Below are 18,663 nucleotides of genomic sequence, written 5' to 3'. Positions count from 1 at the left end.
AGATCAGTTACCTTTGAAATTCGGTTTACGTTTTTCAAGAAAAGCTTGAACTCCTTCTTTATAATCATGTGTATTGCCTGCTTCAATTTGTAATTGCTTTTCCAGTTCAAGTTGTGATTCCAAATCATTGTTCATTGATTGATTCAATGCTTTTTTTGTTAAAGCAAAACCTTTTGTCGGCATTGTCGCAAGTTGTTTTGCAATTTCATTAACTTTTTCTTTGAATTCATTTTCAGAAATGACTTTGTAAATCATTCCTAATTTTTCAGCTTCATCTGCTGAAACTTTATCGCCCATCATCATTAAAGCGGACGCTTTTTGAAAACCGATTAATCGAGGTAGAAAATATGTACCCCCGCTATCGGGAATCAAACCAATTTTTGAAAAGACTTGCGCAAACGAAGCTTTTTCGGAAGCGATTACAATATCACAAGCTAAAGCAATATTTGCACCGGCACCGGCTGCAACGCCATTTACAGCGGCAATTACAGGCTTATTTAGATTTCTTATAAGTAGAATAGTTTTGTTATAATTTTCATCTAAAATTTTACCTAGCTCGGCAAGCGGTTTATCTTTCGGAACTGCTTCGGCTAGATCTTGTCCAGCACAAAATGCTCTTCCTTCGCCCGTAATAACAACACATCTAATTTCTTTAGAATCACACTTTTCCAAAGCCTCATGTAATTCCTTACCCATCTCTAAATTAAAACTATTAAGTACATCCGGGCGATTGAATTTAATTAAACCTACATTTGAATCTATATCGAATTGAATAAATTTATAGTTCATTAATTATCCGGTTCTTTTTTGAATGACGTGGCAAAATAATAATTGTTATTAAAATTATCATTCTCTAACTGACTTGAAAACTATCACACTTTATATTTAATCAAAAGAAATCTCTCCGTATATTTAAAGTAATATCAATCCAATGTGAGAGCAACTTATGGAAAATTTTGAAAAGCTTGGTTCTTTTTATTTAGGCAAAAAATTTGATCTCAAATCCAACTCTCTTACCAATGAAATTATTTTATACGATTCAAAAGATTTGACGACTCATGCATTATGTATTGGTATGACCGGCAGCGGCAAAACCGGTTTGTGTATTTCTTTACTTGAAGAAGCGGCAATCGATAGTATTCCCGCAATAATCATTGATCCGAAAGGTGACATGGGAAACCTGAAACTTGCTTTTGACGGATTAACAAAGGAAGAATTTCTTCCTTGGGTTAATGAAAGTGAAGCCGAAAAGAATGGATTAACAAAAGAACAATTTGCCGAACAACAAGCTTCTCTTTGGAAAAAAGGATTGGGGGATTGGGGTCAATCTTCAGATAGAATTAAGATGATGAAAGATAAAGTTGAGGTTGAAATTTATACTCCCGGAAGCTCATCAGGAATTCCAATTTCAATTTTAGAATCTCTCTCCTTAGATAATTATGATCAATTAAACGATGCGGATGCAATTCACGATAAAATTGAATCGGTTGTTGGAAGTTTGCTTGGTCTGTTAAATTTAAACGCTGATCCACTTACAAGCAGAGAACACATTTTGCTTTCGGCAATTTTTAACCACTACTGGCAAAACAAAAATATTATCGATTTAGCGTTACTGATTAATGCGGTTCAAAATCCTCCATTTGAAAAACTTGGTGTGTTTGACCTTTCATCTTTTTTTCCGCAAAACGATAGATTAAAATTAGCAATGATGCTAAATAATCTTTTAGCTTCACCATCGTTTCAAACTTGGCTAAATGGTGAACCGATGAACATCAACAACTTTTTATATACGCCGACCGGTAAACCCAAATTATCTATTATCTCAATTGCACATTTATCCGATACGGAAAGAATGTTTTTTGTTTCATTACTGCTTAATCAACTAATTAGTTGGATGAGAGTTCAGCCGGGGACGAGCAGTCTAAGAGCAATACTTTATTTCGATGAACTTTTCGGTTACCTTCCCCCTGTAAGTAACCCACCCTCAAAAAAAGCATTAATGACTTTATTAAAGCAAGCGCGCGCATTTGGGTTGGGATTAGTACTGGCAACTCAGAACCCTGTTGATATTGATTATAAAGCACTATCGAATACCGGGACTTGGTTAATTGGAAGATTACAGACCGAGCAAGACATCAATCGTTTAATTGACGGATTGATGAGTTCTTCTGGTTCGGATAAGTTTAATAAGAACGAAATTACGTCAATTATTTCGGGACTGGGCAAACGAAAATTTTTATTACATAATGTTCACGAAAATGAACCTGTAGTTTTCGGTACTCGATGGGCACTATCTTATCTTGCTGGTCCACTTACCAAATCGCAGATATCTACTTTGAAATCGGTCACAAAATCGTCTACCAAAAATCATGTTCAGCATATTTTAAATAAAAATGTGAGCACTGTGCTTCCGGTTATAGATAGTTCAATAAAACAATTTTACATTCCTTACAGAGGAAGTGCCCCTTCGGTTGAAGCAAAACTTACCTATAAGCCTTTCGTTTGGGGAAGCGCTAACGTTTTATTTAGTGACACCAAAAAGCAGATTAATCAAGAATCATATATTGCAAGAATCACCCCGATTGAAAATACTGCAATAGCTGTAGATTGGTTAAGCTCCGAGTCGACTGATATCTCTGAAGATGAGTTATTAACTAAACCGGAAGCAGAATGTTCTTTTAGTGAACTCCCTAAACCAGCTTCGGTAAAAGCCAGCTATTCTAACTGGGAAAAAGATTTTAAGGATTTCATTTTTAGAAATCATAAACTCGATCTATTAAAAAGTCCCACCATGAAAATAACTTCTAAACCCAATGAATCAGAAAGAGAATTTAGAATAATGCTGAATCAAGCTTTTAGAGAACAACGGGATCAATGGGTTGAAAAACTAAGAGATAAGTATTCAAAAAAAATCATTTCGCTAGAATCAAAAATAAGAACTGCCGAAGAACGAGTTGCTAGAGAGGCAGACCAAGCAAAACAACAAAAAGTACAGACCGCTATTTCAATTGGAACGACTCTACTCGGTTCAATATTTGGCAGAAAAACATTTAGCAGCGGTACTTTGAGCAAAACCGGAACAGCGATGAGAGGTGCTAGCAGAACCATGAAAGAAACCGCAGACGTTAAACGAGCCGAAGAATCACTTGAACTTTTGTTAAAACAAAGACAAGAACTTGATGAGGAATTTGAACGCGAGGTGAATCTTTATAGCAATAATTTTGATGCAACATTAGAAAAATTAGAAACCGAATCTATCTATCCGAAAAAAACTAATATAAGCATAAATCTATTTTGCTTAGTCTGGGCACCTTTTTGGTTAAGCAAAGATGGAAATGGTACAAAAGCTTTTTAATAGCTTAATAAATAGACCTTTTCCATAGAATTAATTTCTTAAAAGCCCCGACCGACTTTTAACTGTAAGGTTTATTCAGTCCTCTACAATCCTTATATTAGATTGAACATATTAGGAAACTATATGAATCACATCGACGTATTGAAAGACCTTCACAAACGCAACCTCACTCAAAAAACATTGAAATACCGATCAGACGAAAATGCAGCGGTAAAATCTTTGCAAACAATTTTATATGAGCTTGGCTTTGGTAAAGAATTAAAATGGGATACTTACGGAGCAGATGGAGACTACGGAGATTGTACCTCTAACGCTGTTGATACATTTTGCACCAACAATAAAATCAGAGCAGGCGGAAAAACTGTTTCGAAAAAAACAGCTGAACAAATGATCTATCTTTATGAATTAATGGATGAACTAAAACTAATAAACGACGCTGTCCAAAAAGGTGAGATTGAAAAACGAATTAAACATAATGGAAGATACAAAACCGGAATTGCAGCTTTACAAACTTTACTTGCAGAACTCGGATATACACTGCAACTTAAATGGAATAAATATGGCGCCGATGGTGATTTTGGAAATTGTACAATTGCAGCACTAAAAAAATATGCGGAAGATCAAGGTTATCTTGATTCGGGAGAAGAATTAACCGAAAAATTAGCCGAATCAATTATTAATAAATTCAAACCATTTTACGGATCGGAATTTTTAAGAGAAATAACAAAAGTCGCTGAGTTAACTCAATCCGTATCAGGAAATAATGTGATAGTTTCCGACGGTAGTTTAACGTGGACATTTAGGAAATACCAAAAGGGATTATTTACGCTCGGTAAAAATACTCCTAAAGATTTCATTCAATCGCATAGTCAGTCTCTTTCAAACCTTGGTTTAACTTCATCAGCTATAAATGTTATTTTATCCGTCTCGGAAAATGAAGGAAACTTAGATGCAGTTAATACATGGGATAATGCTTTTCTTTCTTTTGGAATGTTTCAGTGGACTTTAGGAACTTCAACTAATGCCGGTGAGCTTGCAGCTCTTCTTTCCAAAATCAAATCCAAAACACCAACTATTTTCAATAAATATTTTTTGGATTATGGATTAGATATCTTTCAAGCAAATGATATTACAGGATTACTTTCTCTGAATGGCCAAGAACTTATAAGTGCTAATAGAAAAGAGCAATTAAGAAATGCATATTGGGCTTTTCGATTTTGGAAAGCTGGTCAAGATGAAATTGTTTCAGCAATAGAAGTAGAACATGCCTTTTCACGAATTCATACCTTCTATAAATCTACAAGCTATAAAGTAGAAAGTTATAAAATCTCTGATTTGGTTTCATCGGAATACGGAGTTGCATTACTATTGGATAATCACGTAAACAGACCGGGTTATTTAGTCGAAACTCTTAAAAAAACCTTGAAGGATTTAAGACTTCAACCCCCTAATAATTGGACGACCTCAGAGGAAAAAATTTTTCTGAATCATTATTTACAAGTAAGAAAAACTTATGGAAGATTTCCTATGACGGATTCCGACAGACGAGCACTGATCACAAAAAAATATGTTACTAACGGAAATATCTCGGAAGAACGCGGAAGCTTTAAAATTTGACGTTTATTAGCGAATCAGCAATAATCCAATATACAACTCCTCTTCCGGCTTCCGGTAAATAGATGTATTCAAATGGATCTCGTGTATCCAACGCTTTATCTTGATAATAATTTTCTTCGTTTGTTAATAATCTTGTAAAGAATAAGAAATTGCTATCGTATGAAATTCTCGGGAAATATTCATAATCATTAGTATTAATTTTATTACTGAGATTGATTGGTTCTCCCCACAATCCGTCATCGTCTTTCGTTGAAAAGTAAATATCACCACCGCCAAATCCACCCGGTCTATCTGAGACGAAAAGCATTTTCATTTCATCTTGTGAAATTTGCGGGTCCCAATCCCGATAATGAGTATTGATCGGATAAAGTGATTTACGCGGAGTTACAAATTTACCATCAATAAACTCGGCTTGATAAATATCCCAGTAACCTTCCGAATCATTTCTTGCGGAAGAAAAATAAATTGTTCCGTTTTCAGAAATAGTCGGAGAATATTCATCCTCTTCGGAATTAATTTCCGAGATATAAACCGGTTCACCCCAAGTATCGCCAATTCGTTCGGCATACCAAATGTTATAATCAAAATAAAATTCTTCCGAACTTGGTATTGGTCTATCGGAAACAAAAAACATTTTTTGATTATCGTAAGTAATAAATGGATCTGTTTCATTGTATTGAGTTGAAAAAGAAACCGGCTTGGGTGATGTCCAGTATTCATCCTTAAGTAAGGAAACAAAAATTGTGGAAGAATCATTATCTAAAGTTGTTCGCGTGAAATAAAATTCATTCCCGTCTCTGGAAAAAGCAATATTTTGAATGCTGTATTTTTCTGTTACTAATCCATCCAGAAAAACTTCTGCTGATTCAAACGGAAACGGTTCTCCCAAATATTCATCTGTTAATAAGGTCAAATCGATCGCGGGCTTTTCTTCTTCTTTGCTGCATCCGTGAAAGATCAATACCGTTAATAGTATCAGCAAAGTAAATTTTACATTTCTCATTTTAATTTTTGAATTACTTCCGTGTTTACCCAATATATATCTCCCGAACCATTCATTGGATTGTTAAATTCTCTAACTATTTGCTCATATGAAACTTGATCTTCATAATTTCTGTCAAGCACACGATTGCTTGTAAAAAATAGAAATTTGCCATCAGGAGTAATAGACGGACAGTAATCCAATTTGTTCGAATTAATTTCACCCAAATTTTTTGGTCTGGTCCAACTATTATCTTCTTTTTTGAAACAGACCCACAAATCTCCTCCGCCTAATCCATCACCGAAACCGGTAGTTGTATAAAGAAGATAAGAACCATCTTTCGCTATGAAGGAATTAAACTCTTCCTTCGCTGAGTTTACTGAGTCACCAAGATTTTCATAAGGTTGATAAACTCCATCAACATAACGTGAAACAAATATATCTTCCCCGCCAATTGATTTATCATTTGCTGCAGTAAAATATAGATCGCCGTTTTCGGTTAATGTTGGATAAAATTCATTTGCTTGCGAGTTAACCGCAGAGTCTAGGATTATCGGATCAATCCATTGACCTTCTGAATTTCGTTCAGAATACCAAATATTATAATCGATTGGATCCTTGCCTTCAACCGGTCTGTTTGAAGCAAAGAATATTTTGCTCCCGTCGTATGTAATGAACGGTTCAATATCATTATAAACGCCTGAGAATGGGATTACTTCGGGACTTGTCCACTTTTCATCTTCTCTTTTCATAAACAGTAAAGTGCCTTTTCCATTTTGCCAAATTGAAAAGTAAAATTCCGTTTGGTCAGGTGAGAATGCGGCATCTCTTTCATTCAACCCTGTTGATACAATACCAGGTGCAAATAGTTGCGGGATGTCTCCAGGTTGCTGCTGTCCGAGATAATCTCCGCGCAAATTTGAAAACTTTTGAGTTTGCTCGGGAATTCTTTTTGTACATCCAATAATTATAAGCAATGAAAAAATTAACACAAGAATATTTTTCACAAATCAACTCCTTTTACTAAAAACCTTTCTTAGAATGTTTTTCGATTTCCATTTTTCTTTTCGCAATCCAATTGTTTGGGTCTATTATAGGATTAATTACTGGTGAGAATTTTATTTTTCCTCTACCGTTTGGCATTTCAAGTTTTTGTATTTCATTACCAAGCTTAATTTCAACAGGCATTTCAAAAATTGTCTCATCCGGCGAAATCCATTGTAATCGCAGTTCATTTTCGTAATCTTTTTCGATTAAAACAGCAGCCAGTTCAGGTAGTTTTGCGTTTCTTAAATATACATCAAATAACCAGCTTACTTCTTCACCGGAAATCGATTCGATTTGTTCAATTAAATCTTCGGTTGTAACAAATCTACACTGAGAACCATCTTTTACCTGCTCCAACTCTTCTGTTGGATAAGCCCACCTTCTTAGTACTTTGTAAAAGATTTCATCACCAAGATAATATCTTAATGTATGTACAAACCAAGCTCCCTTGTTATAAATATCCGGATGATAAGCTTTACTTGCGGGAATACTTTCTTCTTGCAACACAGGTTTAACATTCATCATACCCAAAGTTTTCATAAACTTTTGCAATCCTTCCGATCCGGATAATTCTTCCGCATATAAAGCTTGCATATAAGTCCCAATTCCTTCATGAATCCAAAAGTCTCTCCAATCGCTTGCAGTAATTAAATTTCCCCACCACTCGTGCGCTAACTCATGATGATGAAGCCAGTCAAAGCCGAACTGATTATTTTTGTATCCGTTGCCGTAAGCTATTATTGTTTGATGTTCCATTCCTAAATAAGGCGTTTCTACAATTCCGTATTTATCGGCTCTGAATGGATACGGCCCGCAATATTTTTCATAAAATCTAAGATGATCTAAAAACTGATTGGTGAATACTTTAGCCGTATCATAACTTTCCGGCAGCACATAAAACATTACCGGGAAATCCTCGCCGGTGATACTCGTGAAGGTATGTTCAATTAATTTAAATGGAGCCAAAGTGATGTTTATATTATAATTATTAATGGGAGTCGATACAAACCAATGAGTTGTTTTTGTCCCGTCATTGTTTGCTGCTTCGCCAATTAGTTTTCCGTTTGAGACGCAAGTTAAATTATCCGGTGCGGTTATTTTAATCGAAACAGAATCCGGTTCATCTGACGGATGGTCTTTACATGGAAACCAAATATCGGCTCCGCCGCCTTGACAGGCTAAACCAATCCAATGCGAACTGTCTTTAGTTTTCTTCCATACAAACCCATCATCCCATGGTGGTCTTTGTGCTATTCTTGGTTTTCCGCTATAAAATATTTTCGCTTCAATTGTATTACCGATTTGAAATTTGTCTTCTTCAACTTCTATTTTTATTAATCCTTTTTTATGCTCGAAAGATTTTGCTTCATTGTTTATTAGTATACGTTTTATGTTAAAGACAGTATCAAGATGAAGAACATAATAATCAATAGACGAAAGGAGTTCGGCAACAATTAAAGCAGAACCGGAAATAGATTTTTTGTCCGGATCAATATTAAGATCAAGATCATAAAATTTCACATCATAAGCAGCTTGTTCGGGAAGAATTAGTCCGCCTGAATCTTGAGTACCGAACTGAGCAAATATTACCGATGAAAAAAGATAAAAGATGGTGAGAAAGATTTTCATATAAACAACGAGATTATTTTTTCTAAAATACTAAATCCTAATTTCGAAATCCTAAACAAATTCTAAGCACAAATACAAATTGCAAAACCAATTAATCGCGTTTTTACTTTTATTATTTGGATTTAGAGCTTGTTTAGAAATTAGGTTTTCTGATTTAGTGCTTCTATTATTAGATGCACTTAAAATGTTCGAACGGCTGCTGACAAGAATTGCAGTAATGAAGTGATTTACATGCGGTTGATCCAAATTGTGAGGTGAGTTTTGTCTCTCTTGAATTGCAGTATGGACATTCAATCGGTTTTGTAATTAGATCACGATAAAATTCATCTTCAGCTTTTCCTTCGGGTGGAGCAATTCCGTATTCTTTTAATTTTCTTTTTGCTTCATCTGTTAACAAGTCTGTTGACCATGCCGGAGTATAAGTGTTTTTGACTAATACTTTATCGAATCCTTTTAATTTTAGTTCTGCTATTATTTCTTGTTCTATAGACTTCATAGCCGGACAACCGGAATATGTTGGCGTGATCTTTACAACCAGTTCATCGCCAATAGATTCAATATCGCGGACAATTCCCATCTCAACAATATTAATTACAGGAATTTCCGGGTCGGGAATGTTAGAAAGGTATTCGAACAATTTATTTGTGCTAATCATAATTTCGATAATACTTTGACCTCTTTTTCAAGTTTGTTTTTGAGTTTATCCTTTGCCATTTCGATATTATATCTCATTTGGAGATTCAGCCAGAATTGTTCCGATAGTTTAAAATACTTTGATAATCTAAGTGCTGTATCTGCTGTAATGGATCGTTTACCAAGAATAATTTCATTAATTCTTCTGGGGGGTACATTAATATCCTTTGCTAAACGATATTGGCTAATTTCCATCGGGTTTAAAAATTCTTCTAATAATATTTCTCCAGGATGAATGGCTTTTTGTTTAATTCTCATTAGTCCCTCAGTGGTAATCAATTATTTCAACTTTGTATGCATTCCCATCTTCAAATTCAAAGATGATTCGATACTGGTTATTAATTCTGATACTATATTTTCCTTTTAAATTTCCTGTTAATTTTTCAAGTCTATTACCCGGCGGCACTCGTAAATCATTCAAATTCACTGCGGCATCTATCAACAACAACTTACGCAATGCTGTTCTTTGAATATCACCCGATAACTTTTGAGAAATCTCTCGATTAAAAATCTTTTCGGTTTCTTTGTTTGAAAATGATTTAATCATTTTATGAATAATAACGTTTTACGTTATTATTTACAAATAAAGTTATTCGCTACCATTTTGCACCCGGATGAGATCGTGCAACAATCTGCATTTCCGCTAATATATGTCCAAGGTATTCTGTATGATCACCGTTTCGTCCACTTCGTAAATTTGTGTTTGGTTCATCGGGGATTTTAAGAGTTGCTTCAATTAGTGTGGATTCAACGACTTCCTTCCATTTTGTTTCAATTGATTTTACCGACGGAACAATTTTTTCTTGAAATAAATTTTTATCGACATCATTTTCAAAAAAGATCTCTCCTGTAAACATCCACAAATCATTAATTGCATTTTGAATTTTTTCATGACTTTCTTCTGTACCATCACCCAATCGTAATATCCATTGTCTGCTGTGTCTAAGATGATATTTAACTTCCTTGAGTGCCTTAGCTGCAATTCCGGACAAATCTTCAATCTTACTTTTAGAAAGTTTATCATAAAAATGAACAGCAAATGCATCGACAAAAAATTGTCTAGCTATAGTATACGCGAAATCAATATTCGGCTGTTCAACAAGTTGAAGATTCCGAAATTCTGTTTCATCTCTAAAGTATGCTAAATCATCTTCGGTTCTATTTTTGTTTTCAACTGATGCTGCTAGAATTAAAAATGCGTTAGCTTGTCCGACACAATCAAGTGCAATATTCGCAAGAGCAATATCTTCTTCAAGTATCGGGGCATGTCCGCACCATTCGGATAATCTATGACCAAGAATTAGCCTATCATCAGCGAGTCGAAGTAAATATTCAAACAAATCTTTTTTTATTTCATTTTTGATATCGTTCATTACATTCCCCTAACACCTTTCGGAACCGAATAAAATTGTGGATGACGATAGGCTTTATCATTTCCGGGTTCAAAGAATGGACCGCTGTCACTTGGACTTGAGGCAACAATGGCATCCGAAGGCACAACCCAAAGACTTACCGCTTCACCTCTTCTTGTATAAACATCTCTTGCATTTTGCAACGCCGTTTCTGCATCGGGGGCATGTACGCTTCCGGCATGTTCATGCGGTGCACCGGTTTTTGATTGTGTAAATACTTCCCAAAGTTTTCCCTGATCGCTCATTTTTAAATCCTTGTAATTTTCTATTTACTATTGATTATTGACGAATAGACAATGGCAAATAGTCAATTGAAATTAGTTCTTTCGTTTCTCAGCATAAGCCATTGCCGCTTTACGAACCCAAGCTCCGTCATCGTGTGCTTTTTTTCTTTCGCGGAGTCTTTCTTTGTTCATTGGTCCGTTGCCTTTTACAACCTGCCAAAATTCTTCCCAATCTATTTCTCCAAATTCCCAATGTCCTGACTCTTCATTGTACTTTAAATCAGGATCTGGAATTGTGAGGTTAACTGCTTTTGCTTGCGGAATTGTTAAATCAACAAATCGTTGACGTAGCTCGTCATTACCTTTTAATTTAACTTTCCATTTCATCAGTTCGGCGGAGTTTGGAGAATCTTTGTCCGGCGGACCGAACATCATTAGTGTGGGCCACCACCATCGATTCACCGCATCCTGAGCCATTTTCTTTTGTTCAGTAGTTCCGTTAGCAAGAGTTGCTATTATTTCATAACCTTGTTTTTTGTGGAAATTCTCCTCCTTACAAATTCTTACCATTGCTCGTGAATATGGTCCATAAGAACTTTTTGCCAACATAGTTTGATTAACAATTGCCGCACCGTCAACAAACCAACCGATTACACCCATATCAGCCCAAGATAAAGTCGGATAGTTAAAAATACTGGAATACTTTGCTTGTCCCGATAAAAGCTGCTCTAACAATTCCGATCTATCAACACCAAGAGTTTCTGTTGCGCTGTAAATGTAAAGTCCGTGTCCGGCTTCATCCTGAACTTTTGCGAGGAGTGACATTTTTCTTCTCAAACTCGGTGCACGCGTAATCCAGTTTCCTTCGGGTAGCATTCCCACAACTTCGGAATGTGCATGCTGGCTCATCATTCTGATAAGTTGTTTTCTATATCTTTCCGGCATCCAATCTTTGGGTTCAATTACTTCGCCGGAATTAATTCTATCTTCAAATTTATTCTGCAATTCTTGTTCACTCATGACAATCCTTTCAAGTCTTTGAGGAATAATATATCATATCTTTTTTTACAGATCAATTATTAGTTTAGTTCTTAGTAATTTGTAATTCAGTTAATCGGATGATTAATGTCCGTTTTATCAAGGAAGAATTGGGTTATGTTCGATTGTTTTATGAAAGTATTAATATTCTCAAACAGTTCAGAGCAGCGGTATTCAATAAATTATTTATGGTGTTAAACATATGGTTAGTGTTGAACTAAACAAGTCAATCACACAAAAAGTAATTCTGCCGGATGGTAATAAATCTGTTGAAGTATATCTTCAGCGTGATGATTTAATTCATCCATTAATCGGCGGAAATAAATATTATAAGATGAAATACAATTTACTGGAAGCGAAAAAAAATAATTACGATACGATTTTAACATTCGGCGGAGCTTTTTCAAATCACATCTATGCTGTTTCAGCAGCAGCAAATTTATTTGGTTTTAAATCAATTGGAATTATTCGTGGTGAGGAATACTATCCCCTTAATCCGACTTTACAGTTTGCCGTAAACAATGGAATGAAATTACATTACCTAGATCGCGAAACTTATCGAAATCGTTTTGATCAAGAATTTAGAGAAACAATTGCAAAACAATTTGGTCGAGTCTATATCCTCCCAGAAGGCGGAACAAATGAATTAGCATTAGAAGGAACCGCCGAAATTATCAAGAATATAAAAGTTGATTACGATTACTTGTGCGCGCCTATAGGTTCTGGTGGAACTGTAACTGGCTTAATCATGGGATCAGACAACAATAAAATGATAATTGGTTTTTCTTCTTTAAAGGGAGGAGAATATCTATCAAGCATAATTAGTGAGCTTATTTCAAATTCGTCAAATCGTGAATTCGACAATTGGATGATCAATCATGAATACCATTTCGGCGGCTTTGCAAAAATTAATATGGACTTAGTTGAATTCGTTAATTGGTTCAAAGAAAAAAATAATGTACAGCTCGATTTAATTTATAACGGAAAGATGATGTATGGAATAAATGAACTAATTAGACAAAACTATTTTCCGGCTGACTCAAAAATTGTAGCAATACATACCGGCGGCTTACAAGGTCTTGAAGGTATGAAATCAAAAATCGAAAAGTTATACAAGAGCAGCAACTCCCCTTTGAAGTGAATCAATCAAATTAATTTATTAGTTTCGGACTCATCATAAATCATTAGGAAGTATAACGTGCTTAGTAAAGATTCAAATATCGGGATTGTTGGTGCCGGAACGATGGGGACCGGAATTGCACAAATTGCGGCAACCTTTGGTCATCAAGTTTTTATTTATGATAATAGTAAAGCCGCACTTCAAAAATCAGAATTAAGTTTACAAAAAATATTGACTCGTTTAGTTGAAAAAGGAAAAGTTTCACCAGAAGATTCAACACAAATATTGAATAGAATTCATTATTCTGATTCTATTAATGAAAAGGATAATTGTGATTTGGTTATTGAAGCTATCATCGAAAATCTTAATACCAAACAAGAAGTATTCAAAAAATTAGAAGAAATTTTCCCAGCTGAAACAGTATTAGCAACAAATACCTCTTCGTTATCAGTTACCGCGATTGCATCGGCTTGTCAAAAAACCGATCGCATTATCGGCACACATTTTTTTAATCCCGCTCCGATTCTACCTCTTGTTGAAATTGTGCCGGGTTTAGCAACAAATGTGGATATAATTCAACAAACAAAATCTTTAATTGATGCTTGGGGAAAAACAACCGTAATTGCAAAAGATACTCCCGGATTTATAGTAAATCGTGTTGCGCGACCTTTTTATGGTGAAGCTCTCCGAATTTATGAAGAAGGAATTGCCGATGTTTCAACAATTGATTGGGCAATGAAAGAAATCGGCGGATTCAAAATGGGTCCTTTTGAACTGATGGATCTTATCGGGAACGATGTTAATTATGAAGTTACCAAAACTGTATTCGAGCAATTCTATTTTGATCCGCGATTCAAACCTTCTCTCATTCAAAAGCAATTGGTTGATGCAAAACATTTTGGTAGAAAAACCGGGAAAGGGTTTTATGATTATTCCGAAAACGTAATTTCAAAACAACCGAATAAAGACAAATCGCTTGGTGAAAAAATCGTTAATCGAGTTGTCGCGATTTTAATTAATGAAGCCGCTGATGCTGTATTAATGAAAATCGCATCTGTTTTTGATATTGATCTTGCAATGACAAAAGGTGTAAACTATCCCAAAGGTTTATGTAGTTGGGCTGATGAAATTGGAATCGAAAATGTTGTTGAACAAATTCAAATTTTATATGATGAGTACGGTGAAGATAGATATCGAGTAAATCCCCTGCTGAAAAGAATGAAAAAAGAAGGCAAGAAATTTTATGACTGAACAAGAAAAAGCTGAAAAAGTAGTCCAACATATGATGGAAAACGATGAGTTTAGTCAGTGGTTGGGTATAGAAATTTTGGAAATCAAACCAGGTTATTCAAAAATTAAAATGAAAGTACGCAAGGAAATGTTGAACGGTTTCGGCACCACACATGGCGGAATTACTTTTTCATTAGCGGACAGTGCGTTGGCTTTTTCTTCGAATAACTATGGCAGAATTGCCGTTGCTTTGGAAACCAGCATTGCATTCCCCAAACATGTTAATGAAGATGATGAACTCACAGCTATCGCAGAAGAACAAAGTAAAGGCAATAGTGTTGGTATTTATAATGTTACTGTAACTAATCAACATAATGTTAAAGTCGGAATCTTCCGCGGAACTGTTTACAGAACAAAGAAAGAATTTTTAATTAAATAACATTTTTATTTAATCTTACTCTTAATCATAATCTTAATCACATTTTAATTTAAGAGCAAGAGTAGGATTAAGATTAAGAATAATAACAAACATATTAAAGTGTAATTCTATGAAACAAGCATATATAATTGATGCAATTAGAACCCCAATTGGTAAACTTGGAGGATCACTTTCGAGTATTAGAGCGGACGACCTTGCCGCAATTACGATAAATGAAATTATTAAACGAAATCCCACGGTTGATTTTTCTGAAATTAGCGATGTAATTCTTGGCTGTGCAAATCAAGCCGGAGAGGATAACAGAAACATTGCACGCATGGCATCATTGCTTGCCGGTTTACCAATCAATGTTCCCGGCGAAACCGTTAATAGATTATGCGCATCCGGAATGAGTGCCGTCGTAAATGCTGCTAGAGCGATAAATGTAGGTGACGGTAATCTTTATATCGCCGGTGGAGTAGAACATATGACACGCGCTCCGTTAGTCCAATCAAAGGCAGAACAAGCTTATTCAGGGAAAGTAGAAATACATGATTCAACTTTAGGATGGCGATTCATAAATCCGAAGATGAAAGAATTATATGGCACCGATGCAATGGGAGAAACTGCCGAGAATGTAGCTGATCAATATAAGATAAGCAGAGAAGATCAAGATTTATTTGCATATAATTCTCACATGAAAGCAGTAAAAGCTAATCAATCCGGGAGAATGAACAAAGAAATTATCCCGGTTGAAATTCCTCAAAGGAAATCTGAACCATTAATTTTTGATAAAGATGAATTCATTAAACCAACCACAACTCCGGAAATTTTATCGAAACTAAAATCGGCATTCAGAAAAAACGGAACTGTTACTGCTGGGAATTCTTCCGGATTAAATGACGGTTCATGTTCGTTACTAATTGCTTCCGAAGATGCAATAAAAAAATATAATCTTATTCCGCGAGCTAAAATTATTACCTCGACAGTTGTCGGATTGGAACCTCGTGTAATGGGACTCGGACCAATCTATGCAACAAGAAAAATTTTAGAAAAGACAAAACTTACTTTGAATGATTTTGATGTGATAGAATTAAATGAAGCTTTTGCCGCTCAGAGTTTGGCCGTTCTCAGAGAACTTGGTTTAGATGATAATGATCCGCGTGTCAACCCAAATGGTGGCGCGATTGCGCTTGGACATCCACTAGGAATGAGCGGTGCTCGTTTAATAACCACAGCAATGATAGAACTAGAAATACAAAATAAAAAACGTGCACTTTGTACTCTCTGCGTTGGAGTTGGCCAAGGAATGGCAACAATTATTGAAAGAGTATAATTTTTTTATAGGATTCCTTAAATGAAATACAAACTTATTGTTTTGGCTATTGTTCTCACTTCTTTAATTGTTGTTTATTCACAGTTAGAAACCGACGAATCCATTGTTTACCTCAAAGCTAATCTTGAATATCTTGCTTCCGATGAACTGGAAGGAAGAGAGGCAACAAAACGCGGTGAAGATCTTGCAGCGATGTTTATTGCCTCCGAGTTGAAAAAATATGGTGTGGAACCTTTTGGTGATAGCGGATCATACTTCCAAAAATTTGATGTGCAAATTTCTTCGGTAAGTAAATCTTCTGCCGTTGCTTTTCAGTCGGGAAATGATAAGTATGAGTTGAATCCGGATACTGATTTTATAGTTGATCGTCGTGGATTCCCTTTGCAAAATAGCAGCGCTGAAATGCTTGATATTGTTTTTGCAAATTATGGAATAGTTTCGGAAGAACATGAAATGAATGATTATATTGATCTGGATGTCAAAAATAAAGCAGTAGTGGTTTTTGATGATCTACCAAATGACGAAAAATTTTCAAGAGCGGACACTCGAAAATATGGGACTTGGACAGCTAAACGGAAAATTGCAATTGAGCAAGGTGCGGCTGCGTTAATAATCATTTTATCAAATGAATATTATAATAGATGGGACGGTTTACAAAGACGAATGTTTAGTGAAAGCTTTACTCTTGTCGCCAATGAAGAAAAAGATTTTGGACTTCCAACACTCGCATTTTCCCAAGCAACTTTTGAACAATTTTTTAAAGATGAGGAATTTTCTTTTGAACAGCTTTCCGAAATGAAAGAGAACGGAGAGAATGCAAAATCATTTATCCTAAACAAAAAATTATCTTTTTATTTACATGAAAAAAGTGAAATTGACAAAGCACAAAATGTAGTCGGAATTATCAGAGGCAATAACAATAAATTATCCGAGACCTTTATTGCCGTGACTGCTCACTATGATCATGTTGGGGTGAATAATGGCGAGGTTTATAACGGTGCGGATGATAATGGCTCGGGAACCGTTACAATTCTTGAAGCAGCCAGACAATTGGCTTTAATAAAGCAAAATGAAAGATCTATTTTATTCGTTTTTCACACTGCCGAAGAAAAAGGTTTACTCGGTTCAAAATATTTGACTGCGAATGCCGAATATACGGACAGCATAATTGCAAATATCAACATGGATATGGTCGGACGAGGTCCCGAAAATGAAATTTACTGTATCGGTTCCGGGAAACTAAGTTCTCAGTTTTATGAGTTAGTTAAAAATGTTAATGAAGAATCAGTTCAATTTTCATTGGATTATAAATTTGATGCCGAAGACGATCCGAATAGATATTATTACAGAAGTGATCATTATGAATATGCAAAAAGAAACATACCTGTAGTTTTCTTTTTTGATGAAATGAAAGAAGATTATCACAAACCAACTGATGATGTTGAAAAAATCAATTTTAACAAACTTAAAAAAATGGTAAAGCTTACTGCGGGAATTGCACTTAGTGCAGCTAATCTGCCTGCAAGACTTAGTATTGACAATTGACTATTTTCTATTGACTAATGAACAAGCAAGAATTATTAAATCGAACAAAGGAATTTGCACACCGTTGTGTAAAGCTTGCAATATCATTGCCGAATTCACAACTTGGAAATCATATTCGCGGACAATTGATTCGATGTTCTACCTCAGTAGCTGCAAATTATAGAGCAGTTTGCATAGCACAATCAAAAAAGAGTTTTATTTCAAAATTGAGCATTGTAATAGAAGAATGTGATGAATCAACATTTTGGTTAGAATTTATAATTGATGAAACTCTTAAAAAATCAGAACTAGTCAATCCATTACTTATAGAATCTAGAGAATTAACTGCAATATTCATTAAATCAAGAAAAACCGCTCGAAAAATTAATAGTCAATCTTCAATATAAAATAGTAAATAAAATGATATACGAATACAATGGAATCAAACCCGTCATCCACGAAACGGCATTTGTTCATAAAACGGCAAGCGTAATCGGAAATGTAATAATTGGCAAGGATGTTTATATCGGTCCGGGTGCTGCAATTCGTGGTGACTTTGGAAAAATTGTTATTGAGGACGGATGTAATGTTCAAGAAAATTGTATTATTCACATGTTTCCAAATGTTACGGTAACATTGTTCGAGTCGGCACATATTGGCCATGGTGCAATTATTCACGGAGCGAACATCGGAAGAAATTCTTTGGTTGGAATGAACGCCGTAGTAATGGATAATGTGGAAGTCGGTGCTGAATGTATAATCGGCGCACTTTGTTTTGTCCCGGAAGGAATGAAAATCCCAAATCGAAAAATTGTAGTTGGTAATCCGGCTAAAATAATAAAAGATGTGACCGATGAAATGGTTAATTGGAAAACCGAAGGCACTAAATTGTATCAATCACTTCCACAACAACTTCACGACACATTAAAGGAATGCGAACCTCTCAGACAAATTCCAAGTGATAGAAAGGAATTGCATATCGATTATAAAACTTGGGGTAAAACTAAGCGGGATTAATTTCATAATAATCCTTAATTT

General features: G+C 35.2%; 19 protein-coding genes. 9 read left to right on the top strand and 10 right to left on the bottom strand.

What is annotated here, in order from left to right; translation table 11 throughout:
- Nucleotides 1-3: 3 nt before the first annotated feature.
- Nucleotides 4-789 carry a 2-(1,2-epoxy-1,2-dihydrophenyl)acetyl-CoA isomerase PaaG gene (gene paaG / locus QY331_00835; protein WKZ69794.1) on the bottom strand — a complete coding sequence of 262 codons (786 nt, stop codon included), beginning with the start codon at nt 787-789 and terminating at the stop codon, nt 4-6.
- A gap of 157 nt (nt 790-946) precedes the next feature.
- Between paaG and QY331_00830 the strand changes: the two genes are divergently transcribed.
- Both QY331_00830 and QY331_00825 read left to right on the top strand, forming a co-directional pair.
- Nucleotides 947-3,355: a DUF87 domain-containing protein gene (locus QY331_00830; protein ID WKZ69793.1), complete on the top strand. Its 2,409-nt coding sequence runs from the start codon at nt 947-949 to the stop codon at nt 3,353-3,355.
- Between the two features lie 123 nt (nt 3,356-3,478).
- Nucleotides 3,479-4,972 carry a hypothetical protein gene (locus tag QY331_00825; GenBank protein ID WKZ69792.1) on the top strand — a complete coding sequence of 498 codons (1,494 nt, stop codon included), beginning with the start codon at nt 3,479-3,481 and terminating at the stop codon, nt 4,970-4,972.
- Here the strand turns inward: QY331_00825 and QY331_00820 are convergent.
- The 9 genes from QY331_00820 to paaA all read right to left on the bottom strand — a co-directional run bounded on the left by QY331_00820 (nt 4,962) and on the right by paaA (nt 11,979).
- The gene (locus tag QY331_00820; GenBank protein ID WKZ69791.1) at nt 4,962-6,008 is read right to left on the bottom strand and encodes a hypothetical protein; all 1,047 of its coding nucleotides are present in this window, start codon (nt 6,006-6,008) and stop codon (nt 4,962-4,964) included. The two genes, QY331_00825 and QY331_00820, sit on opposite strands and share 11 nt — an antisense overlap.
- Entirely contained in the window at nt 5,972-6,961 is a 990-nt protein-coding gene (locus QY331_00815; GenBank protein WKZ69790.1) for a hypothetical protein, read from the bottom strand. Before QY331_00815 ends, QY331_00820 begins: the two co-directional genes overlap by 37 nt.
- A 16-nt stretch (nt 6,962-6,977) precedes the next feature.
- The gene (locus QY331_00810; GenBank protein WKZ69789.1) at nt 6,978-8,630 is read right to left on the bottom strand and encodes a M1 family metallopeptidase; all 1,653 of its coding nucleotides are present in this window, start codon (nt 8,628-8,630) and stop codon (nt 6,978-6,980) included.
- 169 nt (nt 8,631-8,799) lie between these two features.
- Nucleotides 8,800-9,285 (bottom strand): 1,2-phenylacetyl-CoA epoxidase subunit PaaD, encoded by a 486-nt coding sequence (gene paaD, locus QY331_00805; protein WKZ69788.1) that lies wholly within the window; start codon nt 9,283-9,285, stop codon nt 8,800-8,802.
- Nucleotides 9,282-9,581 carry a HigA family addiction module antitoxin gene (locus QY331_00800; GenBank protein WKZ69787.1) on the bottom strand — a complete coding sequence of 100 codons (300 nt, stop codon included), beginning with the start codon at nt 9,579-9,581 and terminating at the stop codon, nt 9,282-9,284. Before QY331_00800 ends, paaD begins: the two co-directional genes overlap by 4 nt.
- A gap of 7 nt (nt 9,582-9,588) precedes the next feature.
- The gene (locus QY331_00795) at nt 9,589-9,870 is read right to left on the bottom strand and encodes a type II toxin-antitoxin system RelE/ParE family toxin (GenBank protein ID WKZ69786.1); all 282 of its coding nucleotides are present in this window, start codon (nt 9,868-9,870) and stop codon (nt 9,589-9,591) included.
- A 49-nt stretch (nt 9,871-9,919) separates the two neighbouring features.
- A complete protein-coding gene (gene paaC / locus QY331_00790) occupies nt 9,920-10,696 on the bottom strand; it encodes a 1,2-phenylacetyl-CoA epoxidase subunit PaaC (GenBank protein ID WKZ69785.1) in 777 nt (258 codons plus the stop codon).
- Nucleotides 10,696-10,980: a 1,2-phenylacetyl-CoA epoxidase subunit PaaB gene (gene paaB / locus QY331_00785; GenBank protein WKZ69784.1), complete on the bottom strand. Its 285-nt coding sequence runs from the start codon at nt 10,978-10,980 to the stop codon at nt 10,696-10,698. Before paaB ends, paaC begins: the two co-directional genes overlap by 1 nt.
- Nucleotides 10,981-11,052: 72 nt before the next feature.
- Nucleotides 11,053-11,979, bottom strand: coding sequence for a 1,2-phenylacetyl-CoA epoxidase subunit A (gene paaA / locus QY331_00780; GenBank protein ID WKZ69783.1), 927 nt, complete (start codon nt 11,977-11,979; stop codon nt 11,053-11,055).
- A gap of 220 nt (nt 11,980-12,199) precedes the next feature.
- Here paaA and QY331_00775 point away from each other — a divergent pair, with 220 nt between their 5' ends.
- The 7 genes from QY331_00775 to QY331_00745 all read left to right on the top strand — a co-directional run bounded on the left by QY331_00775 (nt 12,200) and on the right by QY331_00745 (nt 18,642).
- The gene (locus QY331_00775) at nt 12,200-13,138 is read left to right on the top strand and encodes a pyridoxal-phosphate dependent enzyme (protein WKZ69782.1); all 939 of its coding nucleotides are present in this window, start codon (nt 12,200-12,202) and stop codon (nt 13,136-13,138) included.
- A 57-nt stretch (nt 13,139-13,195) separates the two neighbouring features.
- The gene (locus QY331_00770; GenBank protein ID WKZ69781.1) at nt 13,196-14,368 is read left to right on the top strand and encodes a 3-hydroxyacyl-CoA dehydrogenase NAD-binding domain-containing protein; all 1,173 of its coding nucleotides are present in this window, start codon (nt 13,196-13,198) and stop codon (nt 14,366-14,368) included.
- Nucleotides 14,361-14,786, top strand: coding sequence for a hotdog fold thioesterase (locus QY331_00765; GenBank protein WKZ69780.1), 426 nt, complete (start codon nt 14,361-14,363; stop codon nt 14,784-14,786). Before QY331_00770 ends, QY331_00765 begins: the two co-directional genes overlap by 8 nt.
- 109 nt (nt 14,787-14,895) lie before the next feature.
- Nucleotides 14,896-16,101 carry a 3-oxoadipyl-CoA thiolase gene (pcaF, locus tag QY331_00760; GenBank protein ID WKZ69779.1) on the top strand — a complete coding sequence of 402 codons (1,206 nt, stop codon included), beginning with the start codon at nt 14,896-14,898 and terminating at the stop codon, nt 16,099-16,101.
- Nucleotides 16,102-16,122: 21 nt separating this feature from the next.
- Nucleotides 16,123-17,646 (top strand): M20/M25/M40 family metallo-hydrolase, encoded by a 1,524-nt coding sequence (locus QY331_00755; protein WKZ69778.1) that lies wholly within the window; start codon nt 16,123-16,125, stop codon nt 17,644-17,646.
- Between the two features lie 17 nt (nt 17,647-17,663).
- Nucleotides 17,664-18,032 (top strand): four helix bundle protein, encoded by a 369-nt coding sequence (locus QY331_00750; protein WKZ69777.1) that lies wholly within the window; start codon nt 17,664-17,666, stop codon nt 18,030-18,032.
- A 13-nt stretch (nt 18,033-18,045) separates the two neighbouring features.
- Nucleotides 18,046-18,642: a transferase hexapeptide repeat family protein gene (locus QY331_00745; GenBank protein WKZ69776.1), complete on the top strand. Its 597-nt coding sequence runs from the start codon at nt 18,046-18,048 to the stop codon at nt 18,640-18,642.
- The last annotated feature ends 21 nt before the right edge of the window (nt 18,643-18,663 follow it).

The sequence above is a fragment of the Melioribacteraceae bacterium genome, assembly GCA_030584085.1.
Taxonomy (GTDB): domain Bacteria; phylum Bacteroidota; class Ignavibacteria; order Ignavibacteriales; family Melioribacteraceae; genus SURF-28.
The sequence above is the reverse complement of the archived record's forward strand: the minus strand, read 5'-3'. Positions and strand labels throughout refer to the sequence as shown.

Coding starts and splice junctions, on each gene's coding strand:
- QY331_00755 (WKZ69778.1), top strand. CDS start 16,123: ATGAAATACAAACTTATTGTTTTGGCTATTGTTCTCACTTCTTTAATT.
- QY331_00810 (WKZ69789.1), bottom strand. CDS start 8,630: ATGAAAATCTTTCTCACCATCTTTTATCTTTTTTCATCGGTAATATTT.
- paaG (WKZ69794.1), bottom strand. CDS start 789: ATGAACTATAAATTTATTCAATTCGATATAGATTCAAATGTAGGTTTA.
- QY331_00745 (WKZ69776.1), top strand. CDS start 18,046: ATGATATACGAATACAATGGAATCAAACCCGTCATCCACGAAACGGCA.
- QY331_00800 (WKZ69787.1), bottom strand. CDS start 9,581: ATGAGAATTAAACAAAAAGCCATTCATCCTGGAGAAATATTATTAGAA.
- paaA (WKZ69783.1), bottom strand. CDS start 11,979: ATGAGTGAACAAGAATTGCAGAATAAATTTGAAGATAGAATTAATTCC.
- QY331_00750 (WKZ69777.1), top strand. CDS start 17,664: ATGAACAAGCAAGAATTATTAAATCGAACAAAGGAATTTGCACACCGT.
- pcaF (WKZ69779.1), top strand. CDS start 14,896: ATGAAACAAGCATATATAATTGATGCAATTAGAACCCCAATTGGTAAA.
- paaD (WKZ69788.1), bottom strand. CDS start 9,285: ATGATTAGCACAAATAAATTGTTCGAATACCTTTCTAACATTCCCGAC.
- QY331_00825 (WKZ69792.1), top strand. CDS start 3,479: ATGAATCACATCGACGTATTGAAAGACCTTCACAAACGCAACCTCACT.
- paaB (WKZ69784.1), bottom strand. CDS start 10,980: ATGAGCGATCAGGGAAAACTTTGGGAAGTATTTACACAATCAAAAACC.
- paaC (WKZ69785.1), bottom strand. CDS start 10,696: ATGAACGATATCAAAAATGAAATAAAAAAAGATTTGTTTGAATATTTA.
- QY331_00830 (WKZ69793.1), top strand. CDS start 947: ATGGAAAATTTTGAAAAGCTTGGTTCTTTTTATTTAGGCAAAAAATTT.
- QY331_00795 (WKZ69786.1), bottom strand. CDS start 9,870: ATGATTAAATCATTTTCAAACAAAGAAACCGAAAAGATTTTTAATCGA.
- QY331_00765 (WKZ69780.1), top strand. CDS start 14,361: ATGACTGAACAAGAAAAAGCTGAAAAAGTAGTCCAACATATGATGGAA.
- QY331_00775 (WKZ69782.1), top strand. CDS start 12,200: ATGGTTAGTGTTGAACTAAACAAGTCAATCACACAAAAAGTAATTCTG.